This is a genomic window from Nitrospira sp. (assembly GCA_029194665.1).
Taxonomy (GTDB): Bacteria; Nitrospirota; Nitrospiria; order Nitrospirales; family Nitrospiraceae; genus Nitrospira_D.
This window is the reverse complement of the sequence record JARFXO010000003.1, coordinates 100,288-126,593: the sequence shown is the minus strand read 5'-3', so window position 1 is coordinate 126,593 and position 26,306 is coordinate 100,288. Positions and strand designations below refer to the sequence as shown.

At 58.8% G+C, this 26,306-nt stretch carries 21 protein-coding genes; 3 read left to right on the top strand and 18 right to left on the bottom strand.

All coding sequences use genetic code 11. The features are described 5' to 3' along the window. Positions 1-10: 10 nt before the first annotated feature. From P0119_10005 to P0119_09990, 4 genes are read right to left on the bottom strand one after another with little or no spacing between them, the layout of a single operon-like run. The gene (locus P0119_10005) at positions 11-958 is read right to left on the bottom strand and encodes a hypothetical protein (protein ID MDF0666385.1); all 948 of its coding nucleotides are present in this window, start codon (positions 956-958) and stop codon (positions 11-13) included. Then, the gene (locus tag P0119_10000) at positions 867-1,622 is read right to left on the bottom strand and encodes a hypothetical protein (protein ID MDF0666384.1); all 756 of its coding nucleotides are present in this window, start codon (positions 1,620-1,622) and stop codon (positions 867-869) included. The genes P0119_10005 and P0119_10000 overlap by 92 nt, the downstream gene beginning before the upstream one ends. Further along, entirely contained in the window at positions 1,619-3,355 is a 1,737-nt protein-coding gene (locus tag P0119_09995) for a hypothetical protein (GenBank protein MDF0666383.1), read from the bottom strand. The genes P0119_10000 and P0119_09995 overlap by 4 nt, the downstream gene beginning before the upstream one ends. 18 nt (positions 3,356-3,373) lie before the next feature. After that, positions 3,374-3,556 (bottom strand): hypothetical protein, encoded by a 183-nt coding sequence (locus tag P0119_09990; protein MDF0666382.1) that lies wholly within the window; start codon positions 3,554-3,556, stop codon positions 3,374-3,376. A 919-nt stretch (positions 3,557-4,475) separates the two neighbouring features. On the opposite strand from P0119_09990, the gene P0119_09985 reads away from it, so the two are divergent. Next, positions 4,476-7,946: a hypothetical protein gene (locus tag P0119_09985; protein MDF0666381.1), complete on the top strand. Its 3,471-nt coding sequence runs from the start codon at positions 4,476-4,478 to the stop codon at positions 7,944-7,946. Positions 7,947-8,358: 412 nt separating this feature from the next. On the opposite strand, the gene P0119_09980 is transcribed toward P0119_09985, so the two are convergent. The 13 genes from P0119_09980 to P0119_09920 form a co-directional block, all read right to left on the bottom strand. Beyond that, positions 8,359-9,102 carry a hypothetical protein gene (locus P0119_09980; protein ID MDF0666380.1) on the bottom strand — a complete coding sequence of 248 codons (744 nt, stop codon included), beginning with the start codon at positions 9,100-9,102 and terminating at the stop codon, positions 8,359-8,361. After that, a complete protein-coding gene (locus tag P0119_09975) occupies positions 9,099-9,539 on the bottom strand; it encodes a flagellar FliJ family protein (GenBank protein ID MDF0666379.1) in 441 nt (146 codons plus the stop codon). Before P0119_09975 ends, P0119_09980 begins: the two co-directional genes overlap by 4 nt. After that, the gene (locus P0119_09970; protein ID MDF0666378.1) at positions 9,536-10,843 is read right to left on the bottom strand and encodes a FliI/YscN family ATPase; all 1,308 of its coding nucleotides are present in this window, start codon (positions 10,841-10,843) and stop codon (positions 9,536-9,538) included. Before P0119_09970 ends, P0119_09975 begins: the two co-directional genes overlap by 4 nt. Continuing rightward, positions 10,833-11,849 (bottom strand): response regulator, encoded by a 1,017-nt coding sequence (locus P0119_09965; protein ID MDF0666377.1) that lies wholly within the window; start codon positions 11,847-11,849, stop codon positions 10,833-10,835. Before P0119_09965 ends, P0119_09970 begins: the two co-directional genes overlap by 11 nt. Positions 11,850-11,857: 8 nt before the next feature. Next, complete coding sequence (fliG, locus tag P0119_09960) at positions 11,858-12,850, bottom strand: flagellar motor switch protein FliG (protein ID MDF0666376.1); 993 nt, start codon at positions 12,848-12,850, stop codon at positions 11,858-11,860. Positions 12,851-12,859: 9 nt separating this feature from the next. Next, the gene (gene fliF / locus P0119_09955) at positions 12,860-14,425 is read right to left on the bottom strand and encodes a flagellar basal-body MS-ring/collar protein FliF (GenBank protein MDF0666375.1); all 1,566 of its coding nucleotides are present in this window, start codon (positions 14,423-14,425) and stop codon (positions 12,860-12,862) included. A 188-nt stretch (positions 14,426-14,613) separates the two neighbouring features. After that, positions 14,614-14,922 carry a flagellar hook-basal body complex protein FliE gene (gene fliE / locus P0119_09950; GenBank protein MDF0666374.1) on the bottom strand — a complete coding sequence of 103 codons (309 nt, stop codon included), beginning with the start codon at positions 14,920-14,922 and terminating at the stop codon, positions 14,614-14,616. After that, positions 14,922-15,371 (bottom strand): flagellar basal body rod protein FlgC, encoded by a 450-nt coding sequence (gene flgC, locus P0119_09945; protein ID MDF0666373.1) that lies wholly within the window; start codon positions 15,369-15,371, stop codon positions 14,922-14,924. Before flgC ends, fliE begins: the two co-directional genes overlap by 1 nt. A gap of 62 nt (positions 15,372-15,433) precedes the next feature. Further along, a complete protein-coding gene (gene flgB, locus P0119_09940) occupies positions 15,434-15,934 on the bottom strand; it encodes a flagellar basal body rod protein FlgB (GenBank protein ID MDF0666372.1) in 501 nt (166 codons plus the stop codon). 95 nt (positions 15,935-16,029) lie between these two features. Then, complete coding sequence (locus P0119_09935; GenBank protein ID MDF0666371.1) at positions 16,030-17,442, bottom strand: sigma-54 dependent transcriptional regulator; 1,413 nt, start codon at positions 17,440-17,442, stop codon at positions 16,030-16,032. A 16-nt stretch (positions 17,443-17,458) separates the two neighbouring features. After that, positions 17,459-18,736 (bottom strand): ATP-binding protein, encoded by a 1,278-nt coding sequence (locus P0119_09930; protein ID MDF0666370.1) that lies wholly within the window; start codon positions 18,734-18,736, stop codon positions 17,459-17,461. Then, positions 18,733-20,919 carry a tetratricopeptide repeat protein gene (locus P0119_09925; protein ID MDF0666369.1) on the bottom strand — a complete coding sequence of 729 codons (2,187 nt, stop codon included), beginning with the start codon at positions 20,917-20,919 and terminating at the stop codon, positions 18,733-18,735. Before P0119_09925 ends, P0119_09930 begins: the two co-directional genes overlap by 4 nt. A gap of 112 nt (positions 20,920-21,031) precedes the next feature. Then, positions 21,032-22,483, bottom strand: coding sequence for a sigma-54 dependent transcriptional regulator (locus tag P0119_09920; protein ID MDF0666368.1), 1,452 nt, complete (start codon positions 22,481-22,483; stop codon positions 21,032-21,034). A 397-nt stretch (positions 22,484-22,880) separates the two neighbouring features. Here P0119_09920 and P0119_09915 point away from each other — a divergent pair, with 397 nt between their 5' ends. Further along, entirely contained in the window at positions 22,881-23,009 is a 129-nt protein-coding gene (locus P0119_09915; GenBank protein MDF0666367.1) for a hypothetical protein, read from the top strand. 49 nt (positions 23,010-23,058) lie between these two features. Next, on the top strand, positions 23,059-23,268 hold the full coding sequence (locus P0119_09910) for a hypothetical protein (protein ID MDF0666366.1): 210 nt from the start codon (positions 23,059-23,061) through the stop codon (positions 23,266-23,268). 179 nt (positions 23,269-23,447) lie between these two features. On the opposite strand, the gene P0119_09905 is transcribed toward P0119_09910, so the two are convergent. Continuing rightward, a complete protein-coding gene (locus P0119_09905; GenBank protein MDF0666365.1) occupies positions 23,448-25,292 on the bottom strand; it encodes a hypothetical protein in 1,845 nt (614 codons plus the stop codon). Between the last annotated feature and the right edge of the window lie 1,014 nt (positions 25,293-26,306).

Below are 26,306 nucleotides of genomic sequence, written 5' to 3'. Positions count from 1 at the left end.
CATACTCCTCTCAGGAAAGACAGGGCTGGGCTTCCAACAACAGATCAGCAATGGCATCGTCAATCGGATGACCCGTAGCGTCCTGATAGTAGGTGAACGCCGGTGAGGGATTCACTTCGAAGCAGTACCAACTCTCATCGGTGCTTTTGCGCAAATCAATCCCTGCCACAGGCAAGGCGAGCGCGTAAGCCAGCGCTCGACATCGTTCAGCGATAGCCAGTGGGAGCGTGGAGGGCAGCAGTTCAGCCCGCATCCCCTGGGAGGTCGCATACCTGTAGTCGCAGGCTGCCGAAAAGATTTCGCAGGCAAACACCTTGGCCCCAACAACATGCACCCGATAATCGGTTCCCGCCACGTAGGCTTGAAATTGCGTCGGACAGGAGGCAACATTGTCCAACCGCTCCTCATGAGCAGTGGTCAGGCGCGAGACGATACTGCGTACCCCGCTGATCGACTTATAGATGACCTCCTGGTGTTGGGCCCAGAATGCGCGAGCAGCCTCTGGGTCAGTGGTAATGAGCGTTTCGGGAGTGGCAAACCCGGACGTGCGAATAAGTCGAGCTTGATAGGGCTTGGAGTTGTTGCTCGCCATCGCGCACGGGCGATTGATCACGAAGGCTTCTGTGAGGTCTGCCCACGATAATAACGCATCATCGATACGCATCGCGTGCTGCCAGGCCGCACTTGTTGGACCCGCACGCTCGATCACCGACAACCGCACAGACTCGTGGGGTCGCAGATAGGCTGCCCTAACTCTGCTCAGATCGATAACCTGATTGGGGGTGCGTACCCAACCCTGCACCTTAGTTCCTACGATCAGTGAAACCTCTGTTTCGAGCACCGCGCCTTGATCAATGAAGGCGATCTCATATCCTCTGCGGGAGAGGGCCTGCTGGACCGCTAGGAGTGGCGTATCCTCGGGCAGCCCCCACAGAACAAAAGTACTCGAGGACCGCATGGGTAACCTCGTTATCGGTCAGATCTGGAAACGGATGAGCGCCAATAAACAACGCTCCTGGCTCCGGGCTGCTAAAATCGACGGCGAGTAGATCCACACCGCTAGCTTCAGCTAAACGTCGAGCCTGCAGAGCCAGGGTTGCATGCCCTTCTCCGAGACAACGTTTCCCCACTACCGTGATCCTCGCCACGTTCGCGGCTGGATCATCCATCGTCCGATGCGGGCCAAAGGAAACTTGTCGCTGTACTGCGGAGACAAGAAGGCCAGCTCTGGCCGCAGCATACGTCCATTGTTCTTTTCGCCAAGCAGGCCCACAGAGACCGGTAGGGGTTGGGCGATTGAGGACGTGACAGGGCACACTGATTAACCAGGCAAGCAGAAAGGCCGTCATCTCGACTGCGACATAGGGGCGATCGGCTGCAACGATATGGCCTAACTCCTGCTCCGGCACACAAGTCAACCGGGTCAGCACGCCTCCAATCTCCCGCACACCTACTTCCTGTCCTTGGATAATTGCCGTCGAGGAGGACATATCGTCAGGGAAAAAGCGCCAACCCGGCTTGGAGAGATCCCCAGCAGTGAGGAGCCTAGCATCGTGCGATTGCCAGCACTGACGTAGGGTGCCGGCAATCGCATCATAACGACTAGCGACAATCACAATCATCCGTCACTTCCTTGCCGCTCACTGGCTGCCCGCACAGCTTGCATGCCGACAGCGGGACGCTCTTCGGGGCGAATGAAGGCATGTTCACTGGCCTGACCTTCTGAGGGCAGCTCTCCCGTATCAGCGTCCGTCGTGCCGCGCAAGCTTTCGACGTTGTCCCGCCCTTTCTCCTGAAGATTCTCTTTGCTCAGGGATTCTTTGTTATCTTTGCGATCTTTAGACAGCTCTTTTCCTTTCTCTTTCTCTTTGCTTTCTTTGGTATCTTTGCCCTCTTTCTCCTTTTCTTTCTCCTTTTCCTTCTCCTTCTCTTTGCCCTCTTTGCCTTGTTTGATCAAACCTGCTGGCAGGGAGACGAAATGGGTAATAAATGTGCCATCCTCCTTCGTGAATTTGCTTGTGAGGAGAGCCTCAGCAGCGAAACCCCAGGTACTAGACCCGATATTCTTATCTGGTTTGGGCAGACGCACTGTGCCCGCAGAGCCAAGATGGCGAGACACAATATTTGTCGGGGCAGGACCGTGGGGCGCCGTTGGCGAGAAGAGACTAGTAATTGGAGCACTAGGCTCAGTAGGGAAAACGAAATGAAATGTTCTCCAGCTGTACTGGATGGGACCGTCTCCCTTTCTAAGTAACAGAGTAGCTGCAGCCTCTGAGGGTACCGTTGCCTCACCTACTGCGTCTGAGGGTATGGACGCCCCAGTCACTGGATCTGAGGGTAAAGCCATCCCCCTCACTATATCTGAGGATGCGCTCGCTCGACTCGATGCGTCTGAGGGTATGAGTTCCTCGCCCCTTATGTCATCATCTCTGAGTTGGATGCGTTGCACTCCAAAGACACAGAGCCTCATAGCAGGTGTGGGACCAAATCCAGCGTTGGTCGCTGCGTAATCAAAACTCACCGTCGCTCCAGATGACGGTGAAGGAGGAGTCGTGACTATACTCTGGAGCAGTCCAACCACTTCAGGTGGACGACTAAACTGGTAGGAGGTGCAGAAGAAGCCTTTCAGTGGGCCTCGGTCGACACTAGGGTGACTTTCTGTCACTTGCAGCTGGGAACCTGCAAAATTCAGAGTGATCGTCACTTCTTCATCCGGATAAACATTATCATAGAGGAACAGGGTTCCTGTTCCGTTGTCATTATCCGTGTAGCCATAGGCCAGGACCTGATGATTATGCAAGGGAGACAAGGTGGTGCCTATGAGGCAAAGGGGCCAGGGTGTTCCTGAATCGATATGCTGCTTCACCTTCACCCACTCCCCCTTCGTCCTGCTGAGCAAGATATCGGGCCTAGAGAGGACTTTGAGAATAAACCACCACTCAATAGTCGTCGAAGCCGCCCCCCCGCTGAGCATGCTATCCATGAGCCGTTGCCAGATATAGTCTCGGATCCGGCCGCCCTGCAGCGTAGTGTGATCGGGAGGGGTATCACCGAACCCACGCTCAATAATCAGATTGGCCTTGTAATAGTCGAGCGCAGCATATGCCATGCCACCGCAGAGGCCATAACGCTCACTCAGCTGCTTATCAATGACGGACTTCATGGTGCCGATAAACACAGCGATCGCGAGGGGATCTGGTGGGATCAGCGGAACAAGCCCGAAGATAGTTGCCACAACAACACCATCAAAAATCGAGTAGATTTTATCCTTCTCTGCCTGTTCAAATGTCCAGGAGTTCTTAAAAGCGAATCCATCAATATCAGGACGAAAGTCGAGTTTGTTCGTTGTTACCATTATTGTCTCCTTTTTCTGTCACTTGTTACGATAACAAGCTTCGGACCGAGCCAGATGAAGCCGCACGTGAGCGCTCTTCCTCATCACCACATCGGTCATCCAGCGAAACCATTCGCCGCTCACTCGCGGGCGTTTGAACAACGCCACGCTCGAAACCAGCACCAGGCCGCCTTCAGCCGCCCGCACCGCAGTCTCCCGCAACGAACGACCTCCGGCCAAATGTATGAACAATCCCTTGAATGAAAGGAGGAGACACAACAGAAATCCATTAGCTTAAGTTCAGGGAAAACCTGTCCAAACAATGGGGGGAAGCTCACCGTAGAATCTTCATGATTCCGCATGTTGACTCCCTCCTCTCTCCCATGATGTTCTGTGCCCGTAGGCGAAGCAAAACGAATACCAAGAAGAAATCTGTAGCTCGACAAGTCATTGCCATTCATAATTCCTTTTATTTTATTGCTTGTTTTATGCTCTCGATGGGTACGAAGCGTGAGATGAAGGATATCTCTAAATTCAGCAAGCTCGTATTGAAAGAGATACTACCTGTATCGCGAGAGATACAAAGGGATGCCAAGTTGCATGTGGTCGGCAATGATCGTGTTCGCGTCAGTGCCGGGCAGCAACCCATCGACGCCGTCAAAATCATGGACGTGAGGACGAAAGAGGAGTCATTCGTACCACTAACATCGTGCCACTAAGACATAGGTGTGTCGATATGACCCATCGATAGAATAGGAAGCCGATGGATCCGAACCGATCTCAAAATTAATTTTTCAATGAGGTTGGTTCTGCATCGCTGGCTGGCTGATGAACCAACGGCTGAATTGCCCGATAAAGTTCAGCCCGACTTAAAATAAAGTAGAGTGTAGGCGTTTTCATTTAATCAAGTCTTGTTCTTGCAAACCGGTGAGCAATGTTCTGAGTGTCAACTGTCCACGGTGAGCAATCACCACCAACGAAAGGACATGCATCCAGTCGGAGGGACGAGGCCACACCTGCTGGGGCAGCGCCGCCAATGCCGGTTACTACTGCGATAACGACGGTTTCAGGCGCTGCCTTCCGCGGAGGCTGAGGCACATTCCTGCGGCCTAGCCATGAGTCGAACACGCGAGGAGGCCGTATGAAAACTCTGTCACGAACCGTGCTGTGTACCGTCTTGCTCGTCGGCTGCGGGCAAGCGACCACGCCACCGCCCCCCGCCACCGCGCGCTCCGCGCTCGGCGCCAAGCCGCAGGAATACGTCACCATCCCTTCCGGCAAGATCGAGGGGCTGGTGCTCCCGCTCCTGATCGGGACGTACTTCCAGATCGACCAGACCGATGACTCGACCCACGTGGGCCTCATCGACGACGACAAGCAGCAGCCTCAGCCGCTCGTCACGCGTGTGCCCGATTGTGCGACCACAGCCGAGAAGGCCGCCTGCCGCGCGGGCTGCCTTGACGACGACGATCCCAATGTCCTGAAGCAGTGCTGGCAGCGGTGCGCGAAGCTGCCGGACTGCAACGGCGAGGTGAACGTGTTGCCGTTCGGCGGATGGCACGAGGTGCCAGGCAACGGCACGACGGCTGTCGCGGACACGGCCGTGAGCTTCGGCAACAAGCTGTACCTGTTCGGGATCGGGATCGGTGACCACCACCATTACATGAACGTGCTGACCGGCAACGCGTGGAGTGGCTGGACCGCGGTGCCCGGTGGCGGGACCACGCTGCTGCCTGATGCCGCCGTCGCATTCGGCAACAAGCTGTATCTGTTTGGGATCGGGATCAATGATCACCGCCACTACGTCAATACGTTCGACGGTGCGGCGTGGAGTGGCTGGACCGCGGTGCCCGGTGGCGGGACCACGTTGCTGCCTGATGCCGCCGTCGCATTCGGCAACAAGCTGTATCTGTTTGGGATCGGGATCAATGATCACCGCCACTACGTCAATACGTTCGACGGCGCGGCGTGGAGCGGGTGGAACGTGGTCCCAGGCGGCGGCACGACCGTGCTTCCCGATACGGCGACCGTCTACAAGAACATTCTCTACCTGTTCGGGATCGGAATCAACGATTACGCGCACTACATGAACCGCTTCGACGGTGCGACGTGGAGCGGCTGGCACGCGGTGCCCGGAGGTGGCACGACGGGCACATCGGATTCCGTCGTGGTGTACAACGGTCAGCTGTACCTGTTCGCAACCGGCCTTGGTGACCATGGCCATTACGTCAATGCGTTCGACGGGACGAGCTGGAGCGGGTGGACTGCGGTGCCCGGCGGTGGCACGGTCGCGACCGCAGACGCGGCGGTCGTCCACAACAACGGGCTCTACCTGTTCGCGGTCGGCGGCGACCAGCGCCACTACGTCAACGTGACGGGCGGCCCGCCGCGCTACAACCAGGTGTTCCGCAAGGCGACGCACAACTCGTACTGGGTGAATGCGTCGACGGCCAAGGCGGACGCCTTCGCGGCGGGGCCGCAGCAGCGCATACTCGACCAGGCGCTGTTCGAGCACACGCGCGGGTTCGAGATCGACATCCACTACAAGATCGGCCACCCCGGCGAGTTCGACGTCTATCACACCGACAACCAGGATAACTCGACCTGCTACTCGCTCGAGGACTGCCTCGAGCTGATGCGGCGCATCGACTACGTGCTGCCGAACCACGATCCGATCAACTTCATCGTCGAATTCAAGGAGGTCGCGCTGCCGCTGTTCGGCAACCTTGGCGGACAGGACCATCACGCCGAGGATCTCGATCGCGTGCTGTGGGAGCGGCTCGGCTCGAAGATCTACACGCCGCGCGAGTTCCTCGAGCGCTGCCCGCCGGGCTACTCGCTGCGCGACTGCGCGCACGACTACGGCTGGCCGACGACGGACGAGCTCCGCGGCCGGTACATCGTCAACGTGATCGGCAACTACTACCGCAACGACGAATCGTATCGCAGCTACACCGACGAGGGCGGCGGCATCCTCAACCGCGCCGCGTTCCCGCTGCGCAGCATCCTCGATCACAACGACGACACGACCGACAACTGCACCGGCACGTGCGCGACCCGTCGCGCGAACGAGGTGTTCTGGCAGGTCGAGGACGGCAGCAAGCCCGGGCTCGCGGACTTCCTCGCGCACGGTGGCGTGGCTCGGTCGGGCGCGGCGCACATGATCGGCGCGGTGCCGGCGGGTAACTCCGACGACATCGGCAAGATCAGCCAGCAGTCGGTGCTCCAGCTCGGCTACCAGATGGTGATGACCGACTACCCGTGGAACTTCATCGAGGACGAGGCGCTGCGCAACCCGAGCTACGTGCCGTCGGCAGTCGATCGGCCGTCGTTCCAGGCCCACGACGCGATCTTCTCGATGCCGCAGCAGTGGGACCCGTCGCTGCTGCGCGAGCAGGGCGGCCGGATCTTCTTCGACACCGCGATCCGCTACACGCAGCCGGACCGGCTGACCGACGTCGGCATCACCGAGGTCGCGCCCGACAAGACCGGCTACGCCGAGGCGTTCCAGGACGTCACGAGCTCGTCGAGCATGGCGTGGGAGGTGTTCCCGTCGACGACGTCGATCACGCACGGCGCGGGTCCGCGCAACAACGGCGCGCCGGGGACGGGCTGCTTCTTCGCGCGCTCGCTCGACAATCAGAACGAGGTGCGAGTCTGCCGGATCGCGTTGATGAACAGGGGAAGGGATGTCGACGTGCGCGTCACCGTGAAGGACCAGGGCGCGATCGTCTACGACAACACGTCCAACGTTCACAAGAACGTCGTGTCAAATGGCCTCGGTGACGCGTTCCGCGTCGTGCTCACGCAGGGCGACGGACGTACTCAGGTGTCCGTGATGACCGGCAACGTGGTCGCTCCCGATGGCACGATGTGGTGGGTCCAGCACCCGGTCAATGCGGCGCGCGGCACGGCGGCAGCGTTCTACGTCACCGGACGACTCGCACGTCAGGGCCTCTCAGCCGATCACGAGGTCGTGTTCACCGGCACGACGCTCGACGGCCAGCCGGTCACGCTCTCGCAGCTGACGATCTCCGGTGGGCGCATCCGTGATCTGTCGTTCTGCCTCGATGGCTCGTGTCGCCAGTCTGCAGGGACCAGCCACGCGATGACACGTCGCAGCGGCGGCAACGTGTGGATCGGCGTCCATGAGACTGAAGGCCGCGTGTTCGGTCAGTGGCGCACGCTGTATACGACCGATCGGTTCGAGGTCTCGACGAGCGGGCTCGGCCAGTATCCGAGGTACGAGAAGTTCGAGCTGTCGTTGTACCCGAGTGACGGCTACGTCCCGCTGTACCGTTGCGTCGACTGGAGGCGCAATTACCACCAACACTGGCTGTCGACGAACGGCGGTTGCCCGAACCCGAGCACGAAGGAGCCGTTCGCGCTCGGCGCGGGGATCATCGGGTACATCTCGACGACGCAGCAGCCCAACATGCAGCCGCTGTGGCACCTGCGGAAGGGCACGCACAACGCAGGCAGCGCCGACACGCACGACCACTACTTCGCGGTCGGCAATGCCGAGCGCGACATCAAGCGGAACCAAGAACGCTACTCGCTCGTGGGCTTTGCGCCGATCGGGTACGTGTACACGCCTGCGACCTTGCCGTGACGGCCACGCCGTCGGTGTGTGATGGTGACCTCGGTGGCGCATGACCCGGCAATACCGAGCCGCCAGCGGCTGTCCTTCACTCGAATGGCCGCCAAAATCACCTGGCCGCAAAGCTCGCAAGGTCACAGGGATGGGCTTCCCGCTTTTCTTGGGAGTCCAGCAACGAGTGGCGCAATCATAGTTTGGGAACAGGACTGAAATCAATGATTCACAAATATCGACACAGACGCGATATCGATATCCAGCAGTCCTAGCTTCTGCTTTATGTGATAGACGCGCTTTTTGTTGAACCGATAGGAGGAGTACATACGGGTCGGACAAGTTAGGGCCGGATCTTGAATCGTGCATGATGCCGGACAGCAGATTCGATCTTGCCACTCAATACATCAGCAAACACCTTGTTCGCTAGTCACTACGGCGTTTGGGCCAGCAACTGCTCCGTGAGTTTCGCGGCCCGGTCGGTTTTGACCTGAGCGAGGATCGCCCCGGCGGTCTTGGCTTTCACCAGTCTGAGGATTTCGATCGCTTTCCGATCCGGCATCCGTTCGAGGCGCGAGGCGGCGTCCTCGGACGGCATGGATTCGTACATTTTTGCGAGCCGAGCCCGTTGCTCCTGGATCACACGTTCTTTCTCCTTGGCTCGTGGCCCGTCCTCTTTCGCCTGTACGTCCTGCATCCGCTTCTCCAACGCTTCGTTCTGATCCAGCAGTTCCTCAACCTGCCCCCTTACGATCATGAGCCGTTCTTCGTTCTGGCGAATCAATTGCTCGCGCCGGTCAAGATCGCGTTTGCGCTGGTCCAGCATCTCGAGTACTTCACGCGGAGCATCGATCGCCGGTCCTTGCGTCGCAGGCGGGGCAAACAGCTTGATATCATTGTCGTCGGATTCTGCGCTTGGGCCCTCCGCATCCTGCGATTGTGGAGGCGCCCTCTGCTTCAGTTCATTCATCGTCACCGGTTGTGTCTTGTATTTCGGTTCGGAGGAGGCTTGTCCCAGTTGCACCATGATCCAAAAAAGCATCGTCGAACCGACAATCCCAGCAATCATCGTCCAAAGCTGGGCATGCCGGTTTATCCCCGGCACCGTTCTCGCCGCCAGCCCAAGGCCGCCGAGACGGAAATACTGCGTCCAGCCCTTGATGGATCCTGCCCTCATGAGTTGCTCGCTTTTAGAACGGAATACCGACGACTCGCCCCTTCATCCGTGGTCCGCTGTTCCTGACGCTCTGCCTCGGCTCGCTGCACTTCGCGGCGTTTGTCGGCGACAGCATCAAGTAACCTGCGTTCCTGGCTGGCTTCGACAAGAAGCGCCTTGGTCTGCTGCCACGCTTCGACGGCTTGGTCGATCTTGCAACGTACCCGCCGTAGCGTTGCCTGTTGCGAATCTAGACGCCCCTGCCATTCCAGCCAGGCTTCGATCGTCAGCCCTTGCGCTGATTGCCGGTCATAGATGACGACATCCTTCTGAATCTGGGCTTCGATGTCACGACACCGTTCCTCGCTTTGGGCCAGGGTGCGGGTGACCTGCGCCAATTCCAACATCAGACGCTCGACGGTCCGAGCACGCAGCTTCCGCAAGGACTCGAGGCTCATGCTGCCTCTTTCGCCAGCGTCTCAAGTTGCTGCACCGATGAAGGCAGGCCGGCCGGTTGGTCGATGTCCTGCCGCAAATAACCATTGATCGCGTTCTGTGCTTGTACCGCACGGTCGAGCGCGGCGTTCATCCCCGGCTTGTAGGCTCCCAGCAAAACCAGGTCTTCAGATTCGCGGTACCTCGCCACCAATTCGAGGACTGTCCTGGCGGCATCGTAGTGGGTCCGTCCGACGAGATCCCGCATCACACGACTGGTACTCTGGAGGAGATCGATCGCAGGGAAGTGATTGCGCCCGGCCAATGTGCGCGACAAGACAATATGGCCGTCCAAGATCGAGCGAGCGGCATCGGCGATGGGATCGGTGAGGTCATCACCATCGACGAGCACTGTATAGAGTCCGGTAATGGTTCCTGGACCTGGTCCGGTCCCGACCCGTTCCAAGAGTTTCGGCAAGAGAGTAAATACAGAGGGGGTATAGCCCTTGGTCGTCGGAGGTTCCCCGATCGCCAAACCAACCTCCCTCTGACTATAGGCAAGTCGGGTCAGTGAATCCATCAGCAACAAGACCTGTTTCCCCACATCACGGAAGTATTCCGCAATGGTCGTCGCCACCAACGCCGCTCGCAACCGTATGAGCGGCGCTTGATCGGAGGTCGCCACCACCACCACTGAACGTCCGAGGACCTCGGCACCCAGGTCGCGCTCAAGAAATTCGTTGACCTCACGGCCCCGCTCTCCGATGAGGGCGATGACATTGACATCCGCTTTCGTGTACCGGCTGATCATCCCCAGCAGCACACTTTTCCCGACCCCGGAACCGGAAAAGATGCCCATCTTCTGGCCACGACCACAGGTCAGAAATCCATTGATCGCACGGACTCCCAGATCAAGCGGAGCGCATAGACGAGGTCGTTGTAACGGGTTCGGTGCCGCTGCATACAGGGGGTAGCGCTCAGCGGCTATCAGCGCCCCTTTCCCATCCATCGGATTTCCACAGCCGTCCAGCACTCTCCCCAACAAGCCCGGTCCGACGGCGAGATCGGCCACTTGTCCGGACATGGTAATTCGACTTCCCGGCCCGATCCCTTGCATGTCGCCCAGCGGCATGAGGAGGACACGGTCTCCGCGAAATCCCACCACTTCGGCAGGAATCGGCCCTCCAGCCACCTCCCTCGTGATTCGGCAAAGCTCTCCGACAGTCGTCATGGGCCCATACCCTTCCACGACGATCCCAACCGCTTGAGCCACTCTTCCGGACACTTCGATGGGGTCGACGCACTCGATCCGTTTACTAAGACTCATGATGAACCCTGTTCCTCAAGGCATCGCCCAAACGGAACAACTGCGTATCAAGGGAGGCATCAACCAATCGCGTTGCGCTGTGCAAAAGACAGCTGCCTCGTTGGAGGGAAGCCACCGGCTCGATGGTAAGCTTCACTGCAACATTCTGCCCTCCTGTCAGCTCCGCCCGAACCTCCTCAAGTATGGTCGCGTCTGCCGGATGCACTTGTATCACCACGCCATCCGCCTCTTGCACAGCGCTTAGTGCCGTCTTGACCTGCGTCACGATCTGCTCGCGACAGGACTCGGCCGACTCATGAAGTACTTTGGACGCAACCTGAATCGCGAGCGCGATGATTTCCTCCTCGACCGTCTCTCGAAGCGCGGATCGAGCAGCGTCAAACTTTCTGACGGCCTCGATCACGACAGCGAGATCTTGCTGACGCTGCGCTTCGGAATGTCGCCGGCCCTCTGTCAGCCCACGCTCATATTCCATCTGATCGTCATCCCTTCGGGGCGCGCCGTCATCCCCGAATGTCTGGAATGGTACGCTCTGCAGCCGTACCCCGCCGGACCGGACGGCGGCATGCTTCAACACCGTACTCTCGTTGCGCAGCCGATGGAGTTCCAGCGCACGGCGCACAGTAGCCAGCACAGCGTCTTGGTGAAACGGTTTCATCAAGAAATCGACGGCGCCGGCCCGCATCGCCCGGATCGCCAGTTCGACCGAGGCTGCCCCGGTCATCACGATCCCCATCATGCGACTGTCGATCAGCTGTGCCTGTTCCAGAACTGCAATTCCATCTTGGCCCGGGAGTAAGACATCGATAATCAGCAGGGCGGGAACCATCTGCTTCACCATCAAGAGCGCCTCTTGTCCCGAACCCACGACCCGAATTGGGACGCCTTCCGGCCGAAACAGATCGAGGAACAAACTCCGAATCCCCTCGTCATCATCAACGACCAAAACCGTTCCCTGACGTCGCGGAGCGCGTCTATCAGGAACAGCCGACGTTGGGATGGTCATCCCCGTCACTACAGCATCTCCTCTCCGGCGCCTGCGATGACGATACGACCTTCTTCCTCGAGTTTTCGGCAGACTTTCAGGATATTCTGTTGGGCTTTCTCGATATCGGACACCCTGACCGGCCCCTTGGCCTCCATATCTTCTTTCAACATGTCCGCCGCACGACTCGACATGTTCTTGAAGAATTTCTCCTTCACCTCCGGATTGGCGCCGCGGAGAGCCAATGGAAGGTCGTCCTTGCTGATTTCTTTCATCAATTCCTGTAGGCCGCGATCATCGACCTTCACCAGGTCGTCGAAAACGAACATGAGCGCCCGGATCGCGTCCGCCAACGGCTGGCTCTTCTCCGCAATCTTGACCATAATGCCGCCCTCGTTGGCCTTATCCATCCTTGTGAGAATATCGGCCATCACCTCAGGCCCGCCGATGCTCTGTGAACCAGCGCCCTTACTCCCCAGCAACGTCTCCTGCATGCTTTGGCTCAGTTCTTCCAGGATGTCAGGCTGCACCTCCTCCATGGTGGCAAGCCGAAGCGCCACGTCTCCGCGCATCGATTCCGGAAGCCCTGCGAGCACTTTCCCTGCTTGATCACTTTCAAGATGCGCGAGAATGACCGCCGCCGTTTGCGCATGCTCGACCTTCAGCATTTGGACAAGCGTTTTCACATCGACCCATTTCAGCGCCTCCAGCCCCGGATAACTTTTTCGGGTCATCGATTCGATGATCCGCGCCGCCTTTTCCGGACCCAACGCCTTAATGAGGACGATCTTGATGAACTCTTTTCCCTGAAACTGAACCTCACCGGACGCACTGGCGGTCCGAAAATCCGAGATGACCGCATCTTCCTCATCTCGTGAAATGTGGGCCGTGCCGCTCATAAAACTTCCCAGCCGCTTGATTTCTTTGGGGTCAAGTTGTTTCATGACCTGGGCGGCCGCTTCTTCTCCGATGGCACGAAGAAGGATGGCCGCCTTCTGCTCACCCGTCAGGTTCTTCGGCATGGTGATGCGCTAGGTGGGGTTTTTCAGCCATTGCTTCACAACCACGGCGGTCGTGTCCGGATTCTTTCTCGCCATGTCGATGATCTGCGCCCGGTCAGGTCCGCCGGCCAATGAGGCCTCCGCCGTCCCGACCGCGCCGGGCAGCGAAGCGGTCGAGGCTTCGGCCTGCGTCTGCGCCGTCGTCGAACCCAACATCGTCAACAACGGGCGGACAACGAACAAGAGAATCACTGCAAACAGAAGGATTCCGACCGCATAGCGGAGATAGGGCAACCATGACTTGGAGCCTTCCGCCATGGCTTCTGACGTCGTACTCTGCACCTCGTCCGGTTCCGCTCCGAATTGAACGTTGACGACTTGAACCTGATCTTGCCGCTCGGACGAAAAGCCCATCGCTTTCTTGACGATCTCCTCGATCCTTTTCAAATCTTCTTCCGAACGTGGGGTGTATTTGCGCGCGGCAGCCGGCGCATCCGTCGACTGTCCATCACTGATTTTGGCTGCTTCATATATCCCATCGACCAGCACGGCCACGGACAATTGTTTAATGACGCCCACCGGCTCGACGATTTTTGAAACGGTTCGACTGATCTCGTAGTTGACCGTTTCATTTTTCGTGTGACTGTTGCTTGAGCTGGTTTGCGCCGGCTCCTGATCCGTTCCCGGCGGCACGTTCGACTGCACACCCGGCACGCCGCCGCCGACGCCGTTGGTGCCGTTGGCCTTTTCCTGCCCTCGCTGTTCGCTCCTCACCACCTGGCTGTTCGGATCGTACCGTTCCTCCGTCGTCTCGACCTTTCGAAAATCCACCCGGCTGGACACGCGCACCACGGCCTTGTTGACGCCCACGATCCGCTCCACCATCGATTGGATACGCGTTTCCACGTCCTTTTCGACGCTGCGCTGATAGTCGAGCTGTGCATTGGTCAACCCGGAGGTTTCGTCCGTCAGGGTCGTCGACAACATACGGCCGTGCCCATCCACCACGGTCACCTCGCGGGCCTGTAGACCCTCCACACTGCTGGACACCAGATGGATGACCCCTTGCACCTGCGACTGAGTCAACTGTTGTCCGTTGCGCAGGGACAGGATCACGGACGCGCGGGCTTTTTCCTGCTCGTGGGCGAAAAGCCGCCGTTCCGGAATCGCCAGATGAACACGCGCCCGTTCGACTTCCGGCAGCTGTGCGATCGTTCTGGCCAACTCGCCCTGTAACGCGCGCCGATAGTTGAGCTTCTGGACGAATTCGGACATGCCAATCGACGTCCGATCAAAAATCTCAAACCCGACTCCTCCTCCGTGGGGAAGCCCTTGGCTCGCCAGTTGCAGTCGTAGGTCATGGACCTGAGCGCTCGGAACCAACACCGTCGATCCACCGCCCGTTGTTTCGTACGGCACCTTCGTCTCCTTCAGCTTATCGATGATGGCGGCCGCGTCTTCGCTGCTGAGATTCGTGAACAACACCTGCATGTCTGGTTGCTGCGTCCATAGCGCCAGCGCGATGAGACCAGCCACCGATCCCGCCAGAGCGATGAGGATGATCATCCGCTGATTAATGGAGAACTTGGAGAACATTCTAGCCACTCTCCTTCATCGCGCCTGATCGACTCGCAGGCTGCAGTGCTAACGCCAGAATAATTTCAGGATGCTCAAAAAGGCCGTTCAGCAAGGCCGCAGCGAGCGAAGAGGCGAGGCGTACGCTTCGGTACGTTGAGCCTCTGAGCGATGCGAGAACGCTGCTGGCGGGCTTTTTCAGCATCCTGTTAGACCTGCATCCGTTGAATTTCTTCATAAGCCGCCACCAGTTTGTTCCTGATTTGCATCATCAACTGGAAAGACACGTCTGCCTGCTGCAACGCCACCATCGTCCGGTGAATGTCCTGCGTGTCACCCGTCATGAGGGCTTCCACCGCTCGGCCGGCTTCCAGCTGCGTGTCGTTGACCTTTCCGATCGCGGACTTGAGCGTATCCACGAATCCGGAGGCGCCGGCTGTCCCGGCTGACCCGACGCCATGAGCCACATCGGGAATGGGAGCGACACCGGATGTCGGACCGTATATCTGACTCATCATCACCTCCCAATCTCGAGCGCCTTGTTCCACATGGCGCGTGTCGCATTGATCGCCTGGACATTGGCTTCGTACGCGCGCGAAGCGCCGATCATGTTCACCATCTCTTCCATGACATTCACGTTGGGAAGCCGCACGAACCCTTTGGGATCGGCGTCCGGATGATGGGGATCATAAATCAGCTGTCCAGGCTTGGAATCTTCCACCACTCGTGCGACGGAGACCCCTTCGAGCGCATGCGCCGCCGGTCCGATCGCGACTTTGCGAAACGCCTGTTGAAATGAGCCTGGGACCGAGGTCGAACGAAAGACGACATCCCGTCGTTTATACGGACCACCAGTCGGCGTCTTGGTCGATTGGGCATTCGCAAGATTGCTGGCGATCACATTGAGTCGTCGCCGTTGGGCATCCAAACCGGAAACCGATACGGCCAGACTGTCGGACATTTCCATGGTAGGCCTCCTTGGTCGGCTGTCAGCCGGCTTGCCGACAGGGCAAGCTGAACGGCTAGGTGTTATCTCGCATCTCGTATGGCACTCAGTAATCCGTTGAACTTCTTGGCCAGTATCGTCGCAGCTGCGTTGTACTGCATGGCGTTCTCGGACAATTTGGCCATCTCCAACTCGAGATTCACGGAGTTTGCGTCGAGCGGGAGATCGCCGGCGGGGACTTCACTGAGTTTCCCCGTGACTGCCTGAACACCCTGCGGCCCACGAGCGCCGAAATGTCCAGACTGCGTCGCAGCCATGACGATCGGCAGACGTCCCTTGCGGGCCGCCTGTAATTGATCCATAAAGGTCAATTCCGATGCGCGGTAGCCCGGTGTTTCTTCGTTGGCCAAGTTCGAAGCGATCACTCGTTGTCGTGCGCTGCGAAGATCAAGTGTTCGCTCCAAGAGCCGCATCGTTCGATCAAAAATCGTCATGACCCCATGCTCCTTTCCACCAACGTCGTTATACCCTTGCAACCATAATGCCTGTTGGAGCACTGAGGTGACGGCCATGATCGCTGCCACTGGTCATCCCCATCGGTTTTCGCTCCACTCGCCTGCCCTCCCCTGGCCATTACCGTCCGTAGTAAGAACTTGCCGACCGGCAATTCTTGCCTCGTTCACGGCGCAGTGATAGACAATGGTCGTTCAGTCTCCCGATACTCTCGCAGTTTATTTCGTAACGTACGAATGCTGATGCCCAGCTCCTTCGCCGCGTGGGTACGATTGTCCTTCACTCGTGCCAGCGTCTTAAAAATCAACTCCCTCTCCATTTCCCACAGGGATCCGTTCACCGGCTGTTGCGGACGGACAGACTGGACCGGCGTTTCTCCGCTTTGTTCAGCAGGACAGTGTTCGGGAAGGATCGGACCAGACCCTGCCAGCAACACGGCCCGTTCCATGACATTCTCCAGTTCACGGACGTTTCCTTTCCACATCAACCGTTGCAAGTGAGCAGTCGCGCTTTCTGACAGAGCCGGTTGCGCCAGACCATTTCTCAGGGCCGCCTGGCTCACAAAATGCCGCGCGAGCAATGGAATGTCGATCGTCCGTTCACGCAGCGGGGGAACCGTGACCGGAAAGACGTTGAGACGATAGTACAGGTCCTCACGAAAACGTCCTTGCTCGACTTCTCGAAAGAGCGCCCGATTGGTCGTCGCGATCACGCGAATATTGATTGAAACCGGGTCGCGGCCCCCAATCCGATCGACCTCACGTTCCTGCAGCACGCGCAACAACTTGGCTTGGAGGCTCAAGTTCATTTCACTGATTTCGTCCAGGAGCAATGTCCCGGTATGAGCCATCTCAAACTTGCCGATTTTTCTGATCAACGCGCCGGTGAACGCACCGCGCTCGTGGCCGAACAGTTCGCTCTCGAGCAATCCATCAGGCAACGCCGCACAATTGACCGCAATGAACGGGCGATGGGCTCGCGGACTCCGATTATGGATAAACCTGGCCAGCAGCTCTTTTCCTGTGCCGCTCTCCCCCTGAATCAGTACGGTGGCCTGACTAGATGCCACCCCTTCGATGGTGCTGATGAGCCGGATCATGCCTGGGTCTTGGGTTAGAAGAGCCCTGTTGTCCAGGGGATTGGGCGAGTGACCAGCGACGGTTCCTTCTTCTCGTCCCGATTTGAGATTTGCGATGACTCGCTCCAGCACGTCCATTGAGAACGGTTTCAAGAGATACTCGCCGGCACCCAGCTTCATGGCCTCGACGGCGGTTTCTATGGCCCCATAAGCCGTCATCAGAACGATCGTGGCTTGAGGAGCACGCGCCCTGACCTCCTTGATCAATTCAAGCCCGTTCAGACGCGGCATCCGGAGGTCGGTCAGCACCAGCCAGGGACGAAAATGGACAAGCCGTTCGATGGCGTCCATTCCATCAACCGCTCCTTGCACCGAATAGCCGAGCCGCTTGACCGTCTCCATGAGTGCGGTTCGCATCGATGGGTCGTCATCGACGATGAGAATGCGCTCGTTCTCGTCACCACCTTCAGAAAGAGGGCTACTCTTCTCCCGGTCATTCATGAGACCATTCCTCCGCTCACATTACCTCATGCGCGCTTGGGAGAGCGTCGCTGGATTCAGGCTCGCTCCCCATTCGGACTTGCACCTCATGTGGATCTCCGCCCATCGAAGGATGAGGGAGAATGATCGAGCATGCAGTGCCTCGCCCGACCCTGCTCTCGACATCGATCCGTCCTTGGTGTGCTTCGACAATCGAATACACAATCGCCAGGCCAAGACCGGTTCCCTCCGCTTTCGTCGTAAAGAATGGATCGAATATGCGCGAGCGATGGGCCGGGTCGATACCCATGCCTGAATCACGCACGGTCAGCCGAACGGCGGACGTGCCAAGCGTCTCCGGCGGTTCTTGGGAAAGACTGATCTCCAAGACACCTCCATTCGGCATCGCCTGAACCGCATTGACGATCAGGTTCACGAGAACTTGCTTCAGCTGTCCGTCGTGACACCAGATCGAATGGACGTTCCGGCCCATATCCACTCGGATGTCAACCGGCACTCGGGTGAGTGCATGGGCGGCCAACTTGATCGATTCGCCGATCAATGGCTCAGCCAAGTGCCAATCACGAACCATGCGAACGGGTCTGGTGTACAGTAAGAGATTGCCCAGCAAACGATCCATCGACTGAACGGCCTCCGAGATCTGTAGGGCATAACGTTTGGCGGACGACTGTTCGGCCAGATCGCGCTGCAGCATCGACGCGAAAAGCTCCACACTGCCCAAGGGATTCCTGATCTCGTGGGCGATCCGACCGATCAGCTCTCCCATGGCTGCAAGCCGTTCTTTGCGCTGTAGCTGCTCCTCAAGCTGATAGATGCGGGTGATGTCCTGAAACAGAATGAGGTGGCCGGAGCGATCTGAGGAATCGTTGCGGAGCGGAACCCGGCTAATGGAGACGATAGTCTGTCCGATGCGTTGCGGCCGATCGCGCAGACCGAGACCCGCCTCGGCCAATACATCCGTCGCACGACGGTTCCGAAGTTCGATGTCCCTGGCGCCCAGTAACGTCTCGGCGGCGCGGTTGCTGCGACTGATCGTCTCGCCATCGTCCACCACCAACACCCCTGTCGACAAGGACTCAAGAACCCCATCCAGATGCAGGCGCATGGCCTCGTTGTCGCCGAGCTGCCGACGAAGCGCTTCGTTACTCCGTGCCAACTCCAGATCCATCTGTTCCACGCGTGCCGTGAGCGCGCTGTACGACTGCTGCAACGTTTGAGAAGCCTCATCAAAACTTCTGAAGGCGGCGTGCAGCAGTTCACGTTCCTCCGGATGTCCAGCCACGGCATTCGTCATAGCCCCTCTGATCTCCCTGAACGACCGGCCGTCCGCAAACTCGCTTGAAGGAACGACGACAGTCGGTTCAGCATCGGATCGTCCGTGACATTGAGCTCGGCCAGAGCGACGGTGGCGCGGTCGTATTGTTTTAACGCCGTCCAATGTTGGGCGGTTTGCAGCCGCGCCCAATCGGCTTGAGACACGTTCGGTTTCTTTTCCAACACTCCTTGATAGGCGGCGATGGCCCGCTCATGCTGATTCACTCGCGACAAGGTATCCGCATAGGATATGAGCACATCGGACGATGGCGCTGCGCCGGCTCTGAACGCCTCTTCGTAGGCCAGTGCGGACTCATCGAGTTTTTCCAGTTCGCCCAGCGTCTTGGCCAACTGGATATACATGGCTGGTCGTTCAGGATGAACGGGATGACGCAGGAGCCATGTCCGGCACAGATGGAGAAGCCCTTGCAGATCCCGCTGTTGCCGCATGGTATCGATCAGGAGATACACCGCTTCACCTTCGTACTTTCCGAGAGGGAACTGAAACCGGTATCGCTCCAGCACTTTTCTGGCGGCTTGAGGATCCCGCTGATCCAGATAGATCTTTCCAAGTCCGATCAAGACAGATTCGACCAATGCCGACTCGCTGTGCGATTTAATGACTGACTGGTACAGCCGTACCGCCTCCGGCGAGAATCCCAATCGTCGATGAGATTCCGCTATGTCAAGCAACAGAGGAGAACGCGCATAGCGTTGCTCGGCCATTGCCCCGTGCCTATGAAACAGACTGACGACCGTCAGATCGTCTCGCGATGCGATCGCCGCCTCGACCCACGGTGTCAGCAGGGCAGACAGGCGCTCCGAAGCTTTCAAGGACCATGGCTCGTTCTTGTTGGGGGCTCGAAGCGTGATCTCCTTGTAGGTGTGAAGCGCTCGATTCATGTCGCCTGTACCTTCGTATTCTTTGCCGAGGTAATACAGGGCCTCGCTTCCCATCGCATTACCGACTTCTCGAGTCGCGATCTCTTCGAGCAGCGATCGGTAGGAGGCGTCGGTCTGGTCCGGAAGCGGCACATCATGAATCATGGCGCCGACCGTGAGCCCGAGCGAATTGCTGCCGGCCGGCAACATGTTCTCCGCACGAAGCGCAGCGAGCCGGAGTTTGGCCGTCGTCTCCAACGCGCTGGTCGGATAGAGCGAGGGAATCAGAGCATAGACGAACTCAGCAAGCGGCTGTTTGCCACTCGCTCTCAATCCCTCTGCCACATGCAGCAGAGCCGCAGGCGCATAGTCATGGCGAGGATAGAGATCGTAGAAGAGCAACATGAGCTCTCGAGCGGAAGCCGCGTGATGCAGGTTCGCCTGCGTGAGGGCATACCGCTGAAGAGACAACGGATCGCCTCTCAGCAGATGCGGCCACCGTCGATAGCCGATATCGAAGATCGGTTGCGCCTCGGAAAATCGTTGCTCTCTGAACAGCGCATGGGCCAACCCCAACGTCGCTCCTTGGAGCAACAGTTCGTCTTCACTTCCTTTTCGAACGTCGACAAACGCGTGCTCGGCCTCGCTCCATTTCCCCATGGCCATGAACGTGTACCCAAGACCCAACAACGCTCGATTCCTATCGAAGGGAACCGTGACGGAATGGGCCATAGCTTGTTCGTAAAGCGCTTGGGCCTCTTGGAACACGCCTTGCTCAAAATGCAAATCCGCGATCCGCCATCCCGCCCTCCTAGCATTTGACGATTGCGGATGGTCCCGGAGGAGCTTTTTGTACTCCACGATCGCCTCGAACCGGGATTGTCTCGATCCACCCTCACGCAACAAGAGTTCGACCAGGAAGGCTTTCGCCGATGGGACGAGCGGACTTTCAGGATGTTCCTTTACGATCTTCTCAAAGAATCGTTGCGCCTCCGGCCATGCGTTCTTCTTGTACGCTGACCAGCCTTCTTGCCAAGCCAGACCGTCGATCCCAGAAGATAGGCCCTCCTGACGAGGCCCGTCATCCGGCAGCGGTTGGGCGAGCCGTTCACCAGTTACTGGATTCCGGTTTGATGTCGTTCGTTCGGTGGCTGCCGCGATCGAGGTGTTGAGAGGAGAATGGGAAGGGGCCTCCCCGACGGTCGGAGAGAAGAACGACATCCAGGCGGCCAGTGAGAACAGAAATGGACGATATCGTAAACAGCATCGATACACGGCCATAGGGGCTCAGCAAGGCTCATGCCTTGTACCGGTCCAGGAAACTTGCAATAAATCAGGAGAGTTATCGAGAGAAACCGCGAGCCTGAATGGCCCCTGTCAGGATTGGCGTCGGCTAAGGTGATAGGTCGTCAATCTTTTGACTAGAAGGCCGCGGCCATAATGGGATGGTGTCTAGATTGGATCGTGGATCCACACCCTTACGCTTAAGTTTTTCAACCAATGTCGTCCGGTTCAGATGGAGCAGTTGCGCTGCTCGCGAGGTGACACCGTTGGCTTTGCGCAAGGCTTCCATGATGAGATGTTTTTCGTACTGCTCAACTTCTCTGGAAAGGTTGATGCCGTCCTCGCTGAACCGGATGAACTGCTCCGTAAGTTCGGGGCCCGGCGGCCTCCGGCTGATTTTCTCGGGGAGATCTCCAAGAGAAAGAACTCCGTGTTTTTTGAGCACGACCAACCGCTCGACCATGTTCTCTAACTCTCGAATGTTGCCGGGCCAATCGTATTCGGTCAATAGCTGGAGGGCGTCGGCTGCAGGGCCGGAAACCTCGGTGTGCTTGCTTTGATTAAATCGAGTCAGAAAGTGGTCGATCAAGAGCGGAATATCGCTCCGGCGTTCTCGAAGAGGAGGGATGATGATGGGAATCACATTGAGCCGATAGAACAGGTCCTTACGAAATCGCTTTTCCTCGACCAACATTTCCAAATCCTGATTGGTCGCGGCGACGATACGCACATCCACATGAATCGTCCGATTTCCCCCTACTCGTTCGAATTCCCGTTCTTGTAACACCCGCAGGAGCTTCACTTGCAACGGCAGGCTCATTTCGCCGATTTCATCGAGAAAGATGGTGCCTCCATTTGCCAGTTCAAAACGGCCCATCCGCGCATGAGTGGCTCCCGTGAACGCGCCTTTTTCGTGCCCGAAGAGTTCCGACTCCAGCAGGTTTTCCGGAATGGCGCCGCAATTCACCGGGACCAGGGGACGATCCTTTCGCAGACTATTGAAGTGGAGCATGCGAGCCACCAACTCCTTACCGGTGCCGCTCTCGCCTTGAATCATGACCGTACTGTCGCTGTCGGCAACTTTTCGAACGAACTCCATCACTTGTTGGATGGGCTCGCTGGCGCCCACCAGCTGTTCCAACCGATATTGATCACGGACAGCTTTCCGCAAGAGGTGGTTTTCCTGCCGAAGGCGAAGGAACTCCGTCGCCTTCCGAACCACGACCGCCACGGCTTCAAGATCAAACGGCTTGGTAATGAAGTCGAACGCGCCGGACTTCATGGCACGGACCGCTGTTTCAATCGTGCCGAATCCGGTCATCATGATGGGAATGATCTTCGCGTCCAGTTTCGCAAGGCGATCGATGATCTCGAGCCCATCGATATCAGGCAGCTGAAAATCCGTGATCACGACGTGAACCACCGAATTCTTGGCCGCCTGAATGGCCGTCGCACCGTCCTCGGCAGTGGAGACGTTATACTCTTCCTGGATTAGGGCTTCCCGCAGCACATCACGCACGGCAGGATCGTCATCGACAACCAGAACGTGGACTTGACTCATGTTCGATACCATTTGGAATACGAAAGAATGAAACGAACCTAGAATAATGACCCGCGGCACGCAATGCAAGCCGTATCAATAAACCCAGCAATCGATCCTCCTTGGAAGGAGGTACCTTTCTTGACAGGTTCTTCGGCCTATTGGTACTGTGCGAGACGAGGTTTGCACGCGATCTCACAAACGGGCTGGCGTAGCTCAATCGGCAGAGCAGCGGTTTTGTAAACTTTCCGATCTTTCCGCACAAGTCCTTGTCAGAACAGTTGAACACCGCTGTAGGAGCGGAGTTCTGCCGTTTCCCACGCTCAGTTCTGCTCAGTGCAATTCAGCGGAATTTGGGTGAGTTTGCTGTCAAGAGAACACGCCTGGAACACGTAGGGTTAGTACCTAGGTTCTTCGGATGATCACGACGCCTCCTGAACAGTCGTGGGACATGCTCGGCACGCCGTTCCATGTCGTGGTCGCTCTTTTCGCCTGTCTGGTAGGCTTCGCGCCACAGTACGGCGCCGCTCTCCCTGAAGGTCGGTGATCTCCTCGCCACGCCCTTCACGGTCCTGCGCCTCCTGACGCCGCTCAAGATGTCCTATGAAGCCGCGAAGAAACGAGCAGAGCCGTACACGAAGATTGTGGAAGCGCTTCCAGAGATGAGGCGAGACACCATGGAGCTGGTGAAAAAAGCGCTGGGAGAGAAACGACACACATATGTCTTGGTGAATAACCGTAGCGAAGGGAATGCGCCTTTGACGATTCAAGCCCTACGGAATGTCCTCCAAGCAGCGGGGACATGAGGGCTCGCTGTTTCTATTCTGGCTTTTCATGAGAACAGAAATGGGCCCCCTCCGCCAGGCCGGGCTATCCTCACCCACGCGCGATGAAGGACCACTGCCTAACAACCTCAGGGTGAAGGTCGAAACAGAAACAGCGGTACTGGTGGCAGCGTGACCGACTGGCATGATATCGTGGCCAGTCATTTCTTGCCGTATTTTTGGTCGATCCAGTCATTCATAGCATCCTCGACTTCCGAAACCGCCCCAGATGGCAGCTCTATCTCTTCAAACTCATCTTCGATCGACTCCGATGGTGATGGCGGCTTATCGAAATCGAGCTCCTCGACTCCGGGAGGCAACTCCGATTGAACCCGCGGCCGGTACGGCCGGATCTCATCGGCCGGGCCGATACCGAGCTCGGCCATCTCGTCCTGTAGCCGCAGGCTCAGGCTTTGCTGGACGCCAGGGCTCTGTGGCGAGCCGGCGAAGGATTCGGCGATTGTTTTCTGCACATCCGCAGCGCTGGTTGTCTCGTCGGCCTCAGCCAGGTCCTTAAACTCGTCGATCCAATCTTTGTCGGCCATTCGATGGATGGGCTTTTCCTCCAGGTAGGTCAGCGCCTCTTCACCACTGTATCCTGGGATACCCTCGCCAACCGATTGCGGCAGGACATGCATGGCTTCGACCGGCCGACCTTCGGTCAAGGCCCGTGCTAACGGCGAAATCTGCGACTCTAGCTCGGCGGCGCCAGCCAGATCGCCAGCGGCGCGCAATTCCTCGGCCTGCGCTGATAGCTGCTGAGCCTCAGCGCGCAGTAAGTCCTTGGCTTCGGAAGCATCTTCATATTGCACAAAGCTGACTGGCTCACCCAGCGGATTCACCTGTCCTTCCATACCATTAACAAAATCATTGATTTCGGCATCGGTCAGGCCTGCCAGCTCGCCGGTGGGCGCGCCGATTGACGTGACCTGCATACCTGATAGCTGGCCTTCTGCAGATTCCAGGTCCTTCGAGCTCACCGGCATCTGTGGCTCCGAGAATCCGCCCGGCGGTAATTCTGGGCTGGTGGGTAGCTGTTGTTCAACTTCCAAGTTTGCATCCTGCCGCTGAGTTGCCACGAACGCCGCATCCTGCAGCTCGCTGTCCAACTGCGCCTCGTACGCCTGCCCCGTGGTCGCCGTCTCATCCTGCAGCTCGCTGTCCAACTGCGCCTCGTACGCCTGCCCCGTGGTCGCCGTCTCATCCTGCAGCTCGCTGTCCAACTGCGCCTCGTACGCCTGCCCCGTGGTCGCCGTCTCGTCCTGCAGCTCGCTGTCCAACTGCGCCTCGTACGCCTGCCCCGTGGTCGCCGTCTCGTCCTGCAGCTCGCTGTCCAACTGCGCCTCGTACGCCTGCCCCGTGGTCGCCGTCTCATCCTGCAGCTCGCTGTCCAACTGCGCCTCGTACGCCTGCCCCGTGGTCGCCGTCTCATCCTGCAGCTCGCTGTCCAACTGCGCCTCGTACGCCTGCCCCGTGGTCGCCGTCTCGTCCTGCAGCTCGCTGTCCAACTGCGCCTCGTACGCCTGCCCCGTGGTCGCCGTCTCGTCCTGCAGCTCGCTGTCCAACTGCGCCTCGTACGCCTGCCCCGTGGTCGCCGTCTCATCCTGCAGCTCGCTGTCCAACTGCGCCTCGTACGCCTGCCCCGTGGTCGCCGTCTCATCCTGCAGCTCGCTGTCCAACTGCGCCTCGTACGCCTGCCCCGTGGTCGCCGTCTCGTCCTGCAGCTCGCTGTCCAACTGCGCCTCGTACGCCTGCCCCGTGGTCGCCGTCTCATCCTGCAGCTCGCTGTCCAACTGCGCCTCGTACGCCTGCCCCGTGGTCGCCGTCTCATCCTGCAGCTCGCTGTCCAACTGCGCCTCGTACGCCTGCCCCGTGGTCGCCGTCTCGTCCTGCAGCTCGCTGTCCAACTGCGCCTCGTACGCCTGCCCCGTGGTCGCCGTCTCGTCCTGCAGCTCGCGTCCTGTCCAACTGCGCCTCGTACGCCTGCCCCGTGGTCGCCGTCTCATCCTGCAGCTCGCTGTCCAACTGCGCCTCGTACGCCTGCCCCGTGGTCGCCGTCTCATCCTGCAGCTCGCTGTCCAACTGCGCCTCGTACGCCTGCCCCGTGGTCGCCGTCTCGTCCTGCAGCTCGCTGTCCAACTGCGCCTCGTACGCCTGCCCCGTGGTCGCCGTCTCGTCCTGCAGCTCGCTGTCCAACTGCGCCTCGTACGCCTGCCCCGTGGTCGCCGTCTCATCCTGCAGCTCGCTGTCCAACTGCGCCTCGTACGCCTGCCCCGTGGTCTGCGTCGCATCCTGCAGCTCGGTGTCCAGCTGCGCCTCGTAGGCTTGCCCCGTGGTCGCCGTCTCGTCCTGCAGCTCGCTGTCCAACTGCGCCTCGTACGCCTGCCCCGTGGTCTGCGTCGCATCCTGCAGCTCGGTGTCCAGCTGCGCCTCGTAGGCTTGCCCCGTGGTCGCCGTCTCGTCCTGCAGCTCGCTGTCCAACTGCGCCTCGTACGCCTGCCCCGTGGTCGCCGTCTCGTCCTGCAGCTCGCTGTCCAACTGCGCCTCGTACGCCTGCCCCGTGGTCGCCGTCTCATCCTGCAGCTCGCTGTCCAACTGCGCCTCGTACGCCTGCCCCGTGGTCGCCGTCTCGTCCTGCAGCTCGCTGTCCAACTGCGCCTCATCGGCCTGAGCCGTGGTGGACTCCGCGTCCTGCGACGCGGTCTCCAACTGCGTGTCGGATGCCTGTGTCGCTGCCACCGTCTCATCCTGCGACGCGGTCTCCAACTGCGTGTCGGATGCCTGTGTCGCTGCCACCGTCTCGTCCTGCGACGCGGTCTCCAACTGCGTGTCGGATGCCTGTGTCGCTGCCACCGTCTCGTCCTGCGACGCGGTCTCCAACTGCGTGTCGGATGCCTGTGTCGCTGCCACCATCTCGTCCTGCGACGCGGTCTCCAACTGCGTGTCGGATGCCTGTGTCGCTGCCACCATCTCATCCTGCGACGCGGTCTCCAACTGCGTGTCGGATGCCTGTGTCGCTG

Coding starts and splice junctions, on each gene's coding strand:
- P0119_10005 (MDF0666385.1), bottom strand. CDS start 958: ATGCGGTCCTCGAGTACTTTTGTTCTGTGGGGGCTGCCCGAGGATACG.
- P0119_10000 (MDF0666384.1), bottom strand. CDS start 1,622: ATGATTGTGATTGTCGCTAGTCGTTATGATGCGATTGCCGGCACCCTA.
- P0119_09995 (MDF0666383.1), bottom strand. CDS start 3,355: ATGGTAACAACGAACAAACTCGACTTTCGTCCTGATATTGATGGATTC.
- P0119_09985 (MDF0666381.1), top strand. CDS start 4,476: ATGAAAACTCTGTCACGAACCGTGCTGTGTACCGTCTTGCTCGTCGGC.
- P0119_09980 (MDF0666380.1), bottom strand. CDS start 9,102: ATGAGGGCAGGATCCATCAAGGGCTGGACGCAGTATTTCCGTCTCGGC.
- P0119_09975 (MDF0666379.1), bottom strand. CDS start 9,539: ATGAGCCTCGAGTCCTTGCGGAAGCTGCGTGCTCGGACCGTCGAGCGT.
- P0119_09970 (MDF0666378.1), bottom strand. CDS start 10,843: ATGAGTCTTAGTAAACGGATCGAGTGCGTCGACCCCATCGAAGTGTCC.
- P0119_09965 (MDF0666377.1), bottom strand. CDS start 11,849: ATGACCATCCCAACGTCGGCTGTTCCTGATAGACGCGCTCCGCGACGT.
- fliG (MDF0666376.1), bottom strand. CDS start 12,850: ATGCCGAAGAACCTGACGGGTGAGCAGAAGGCGGCCATCCTTCTTCGT.
- fliF (MDF0666375.1), bottom strand. CDS start 14,425: ATGTTCTCCAAGTTCTCCATTAATCAGCGGATGATCATCCTCATCGCT.
- fliE (MDF0666374.1), bottom strand. CDS start 14,922: ATGATGAGTCAGATATACGGTCCGACATCCGGTGTCGCTCCCATTCCC.
- flgC (MDF0666373.1), bottom strand. CDS start 15,371: ATGGAAATGTCCGACAGTCTGGCCGTATCGGTTTCCGGTTTGGATGCC.
- P0119_09935 (MDF0666371.1), bottom strand. CDS start 17,442: ATGAATGACCGGGAGAAGAGTAGCCCTCTTTCTGAAGGTGGTGACGAG.
- P0119_09930 (MDF0666370.1), bottom strand. CDS start 18,736: ATGACGAATGCCGTGGCTGGACATCCGGAGGAACGTGAACTGCTGCAC.
- P0119_09925 (MDF0666369.1), bottom strand. CDS start 20,919: ATGGCCGTGTATCGATGCTGTTTACGATATCGTCCATTTCTGTTCTCA.
- P0119_09920 (MDF0666368.1), bottom strand. CDS start 22,483: ATGAGTCAAGTCCACGTTCTGGTTGTCGATGACGATCCTGCCGTGCGT.
- P0119_09915 (MDF0666367.1), top strand. CDS start 22,881: ATGATCACGACGCCTCCTGAACAGTCGTGGGACATGCTCGGCACGCCG.
- P0119_09910 (MDF0666366.1), top strand. CDS start 23,059: ATGTCCTATGAAGCCGCGAAGAAACGAGCAGAGCCGTACACGAAGATT.
- P0119_09905 (MDF0666365.1), bottom strand. CDS start 25,292: ATGAGACGGCGACCACGGGGCAGGCGTACGAGGCGCAGTTGGACAGGA.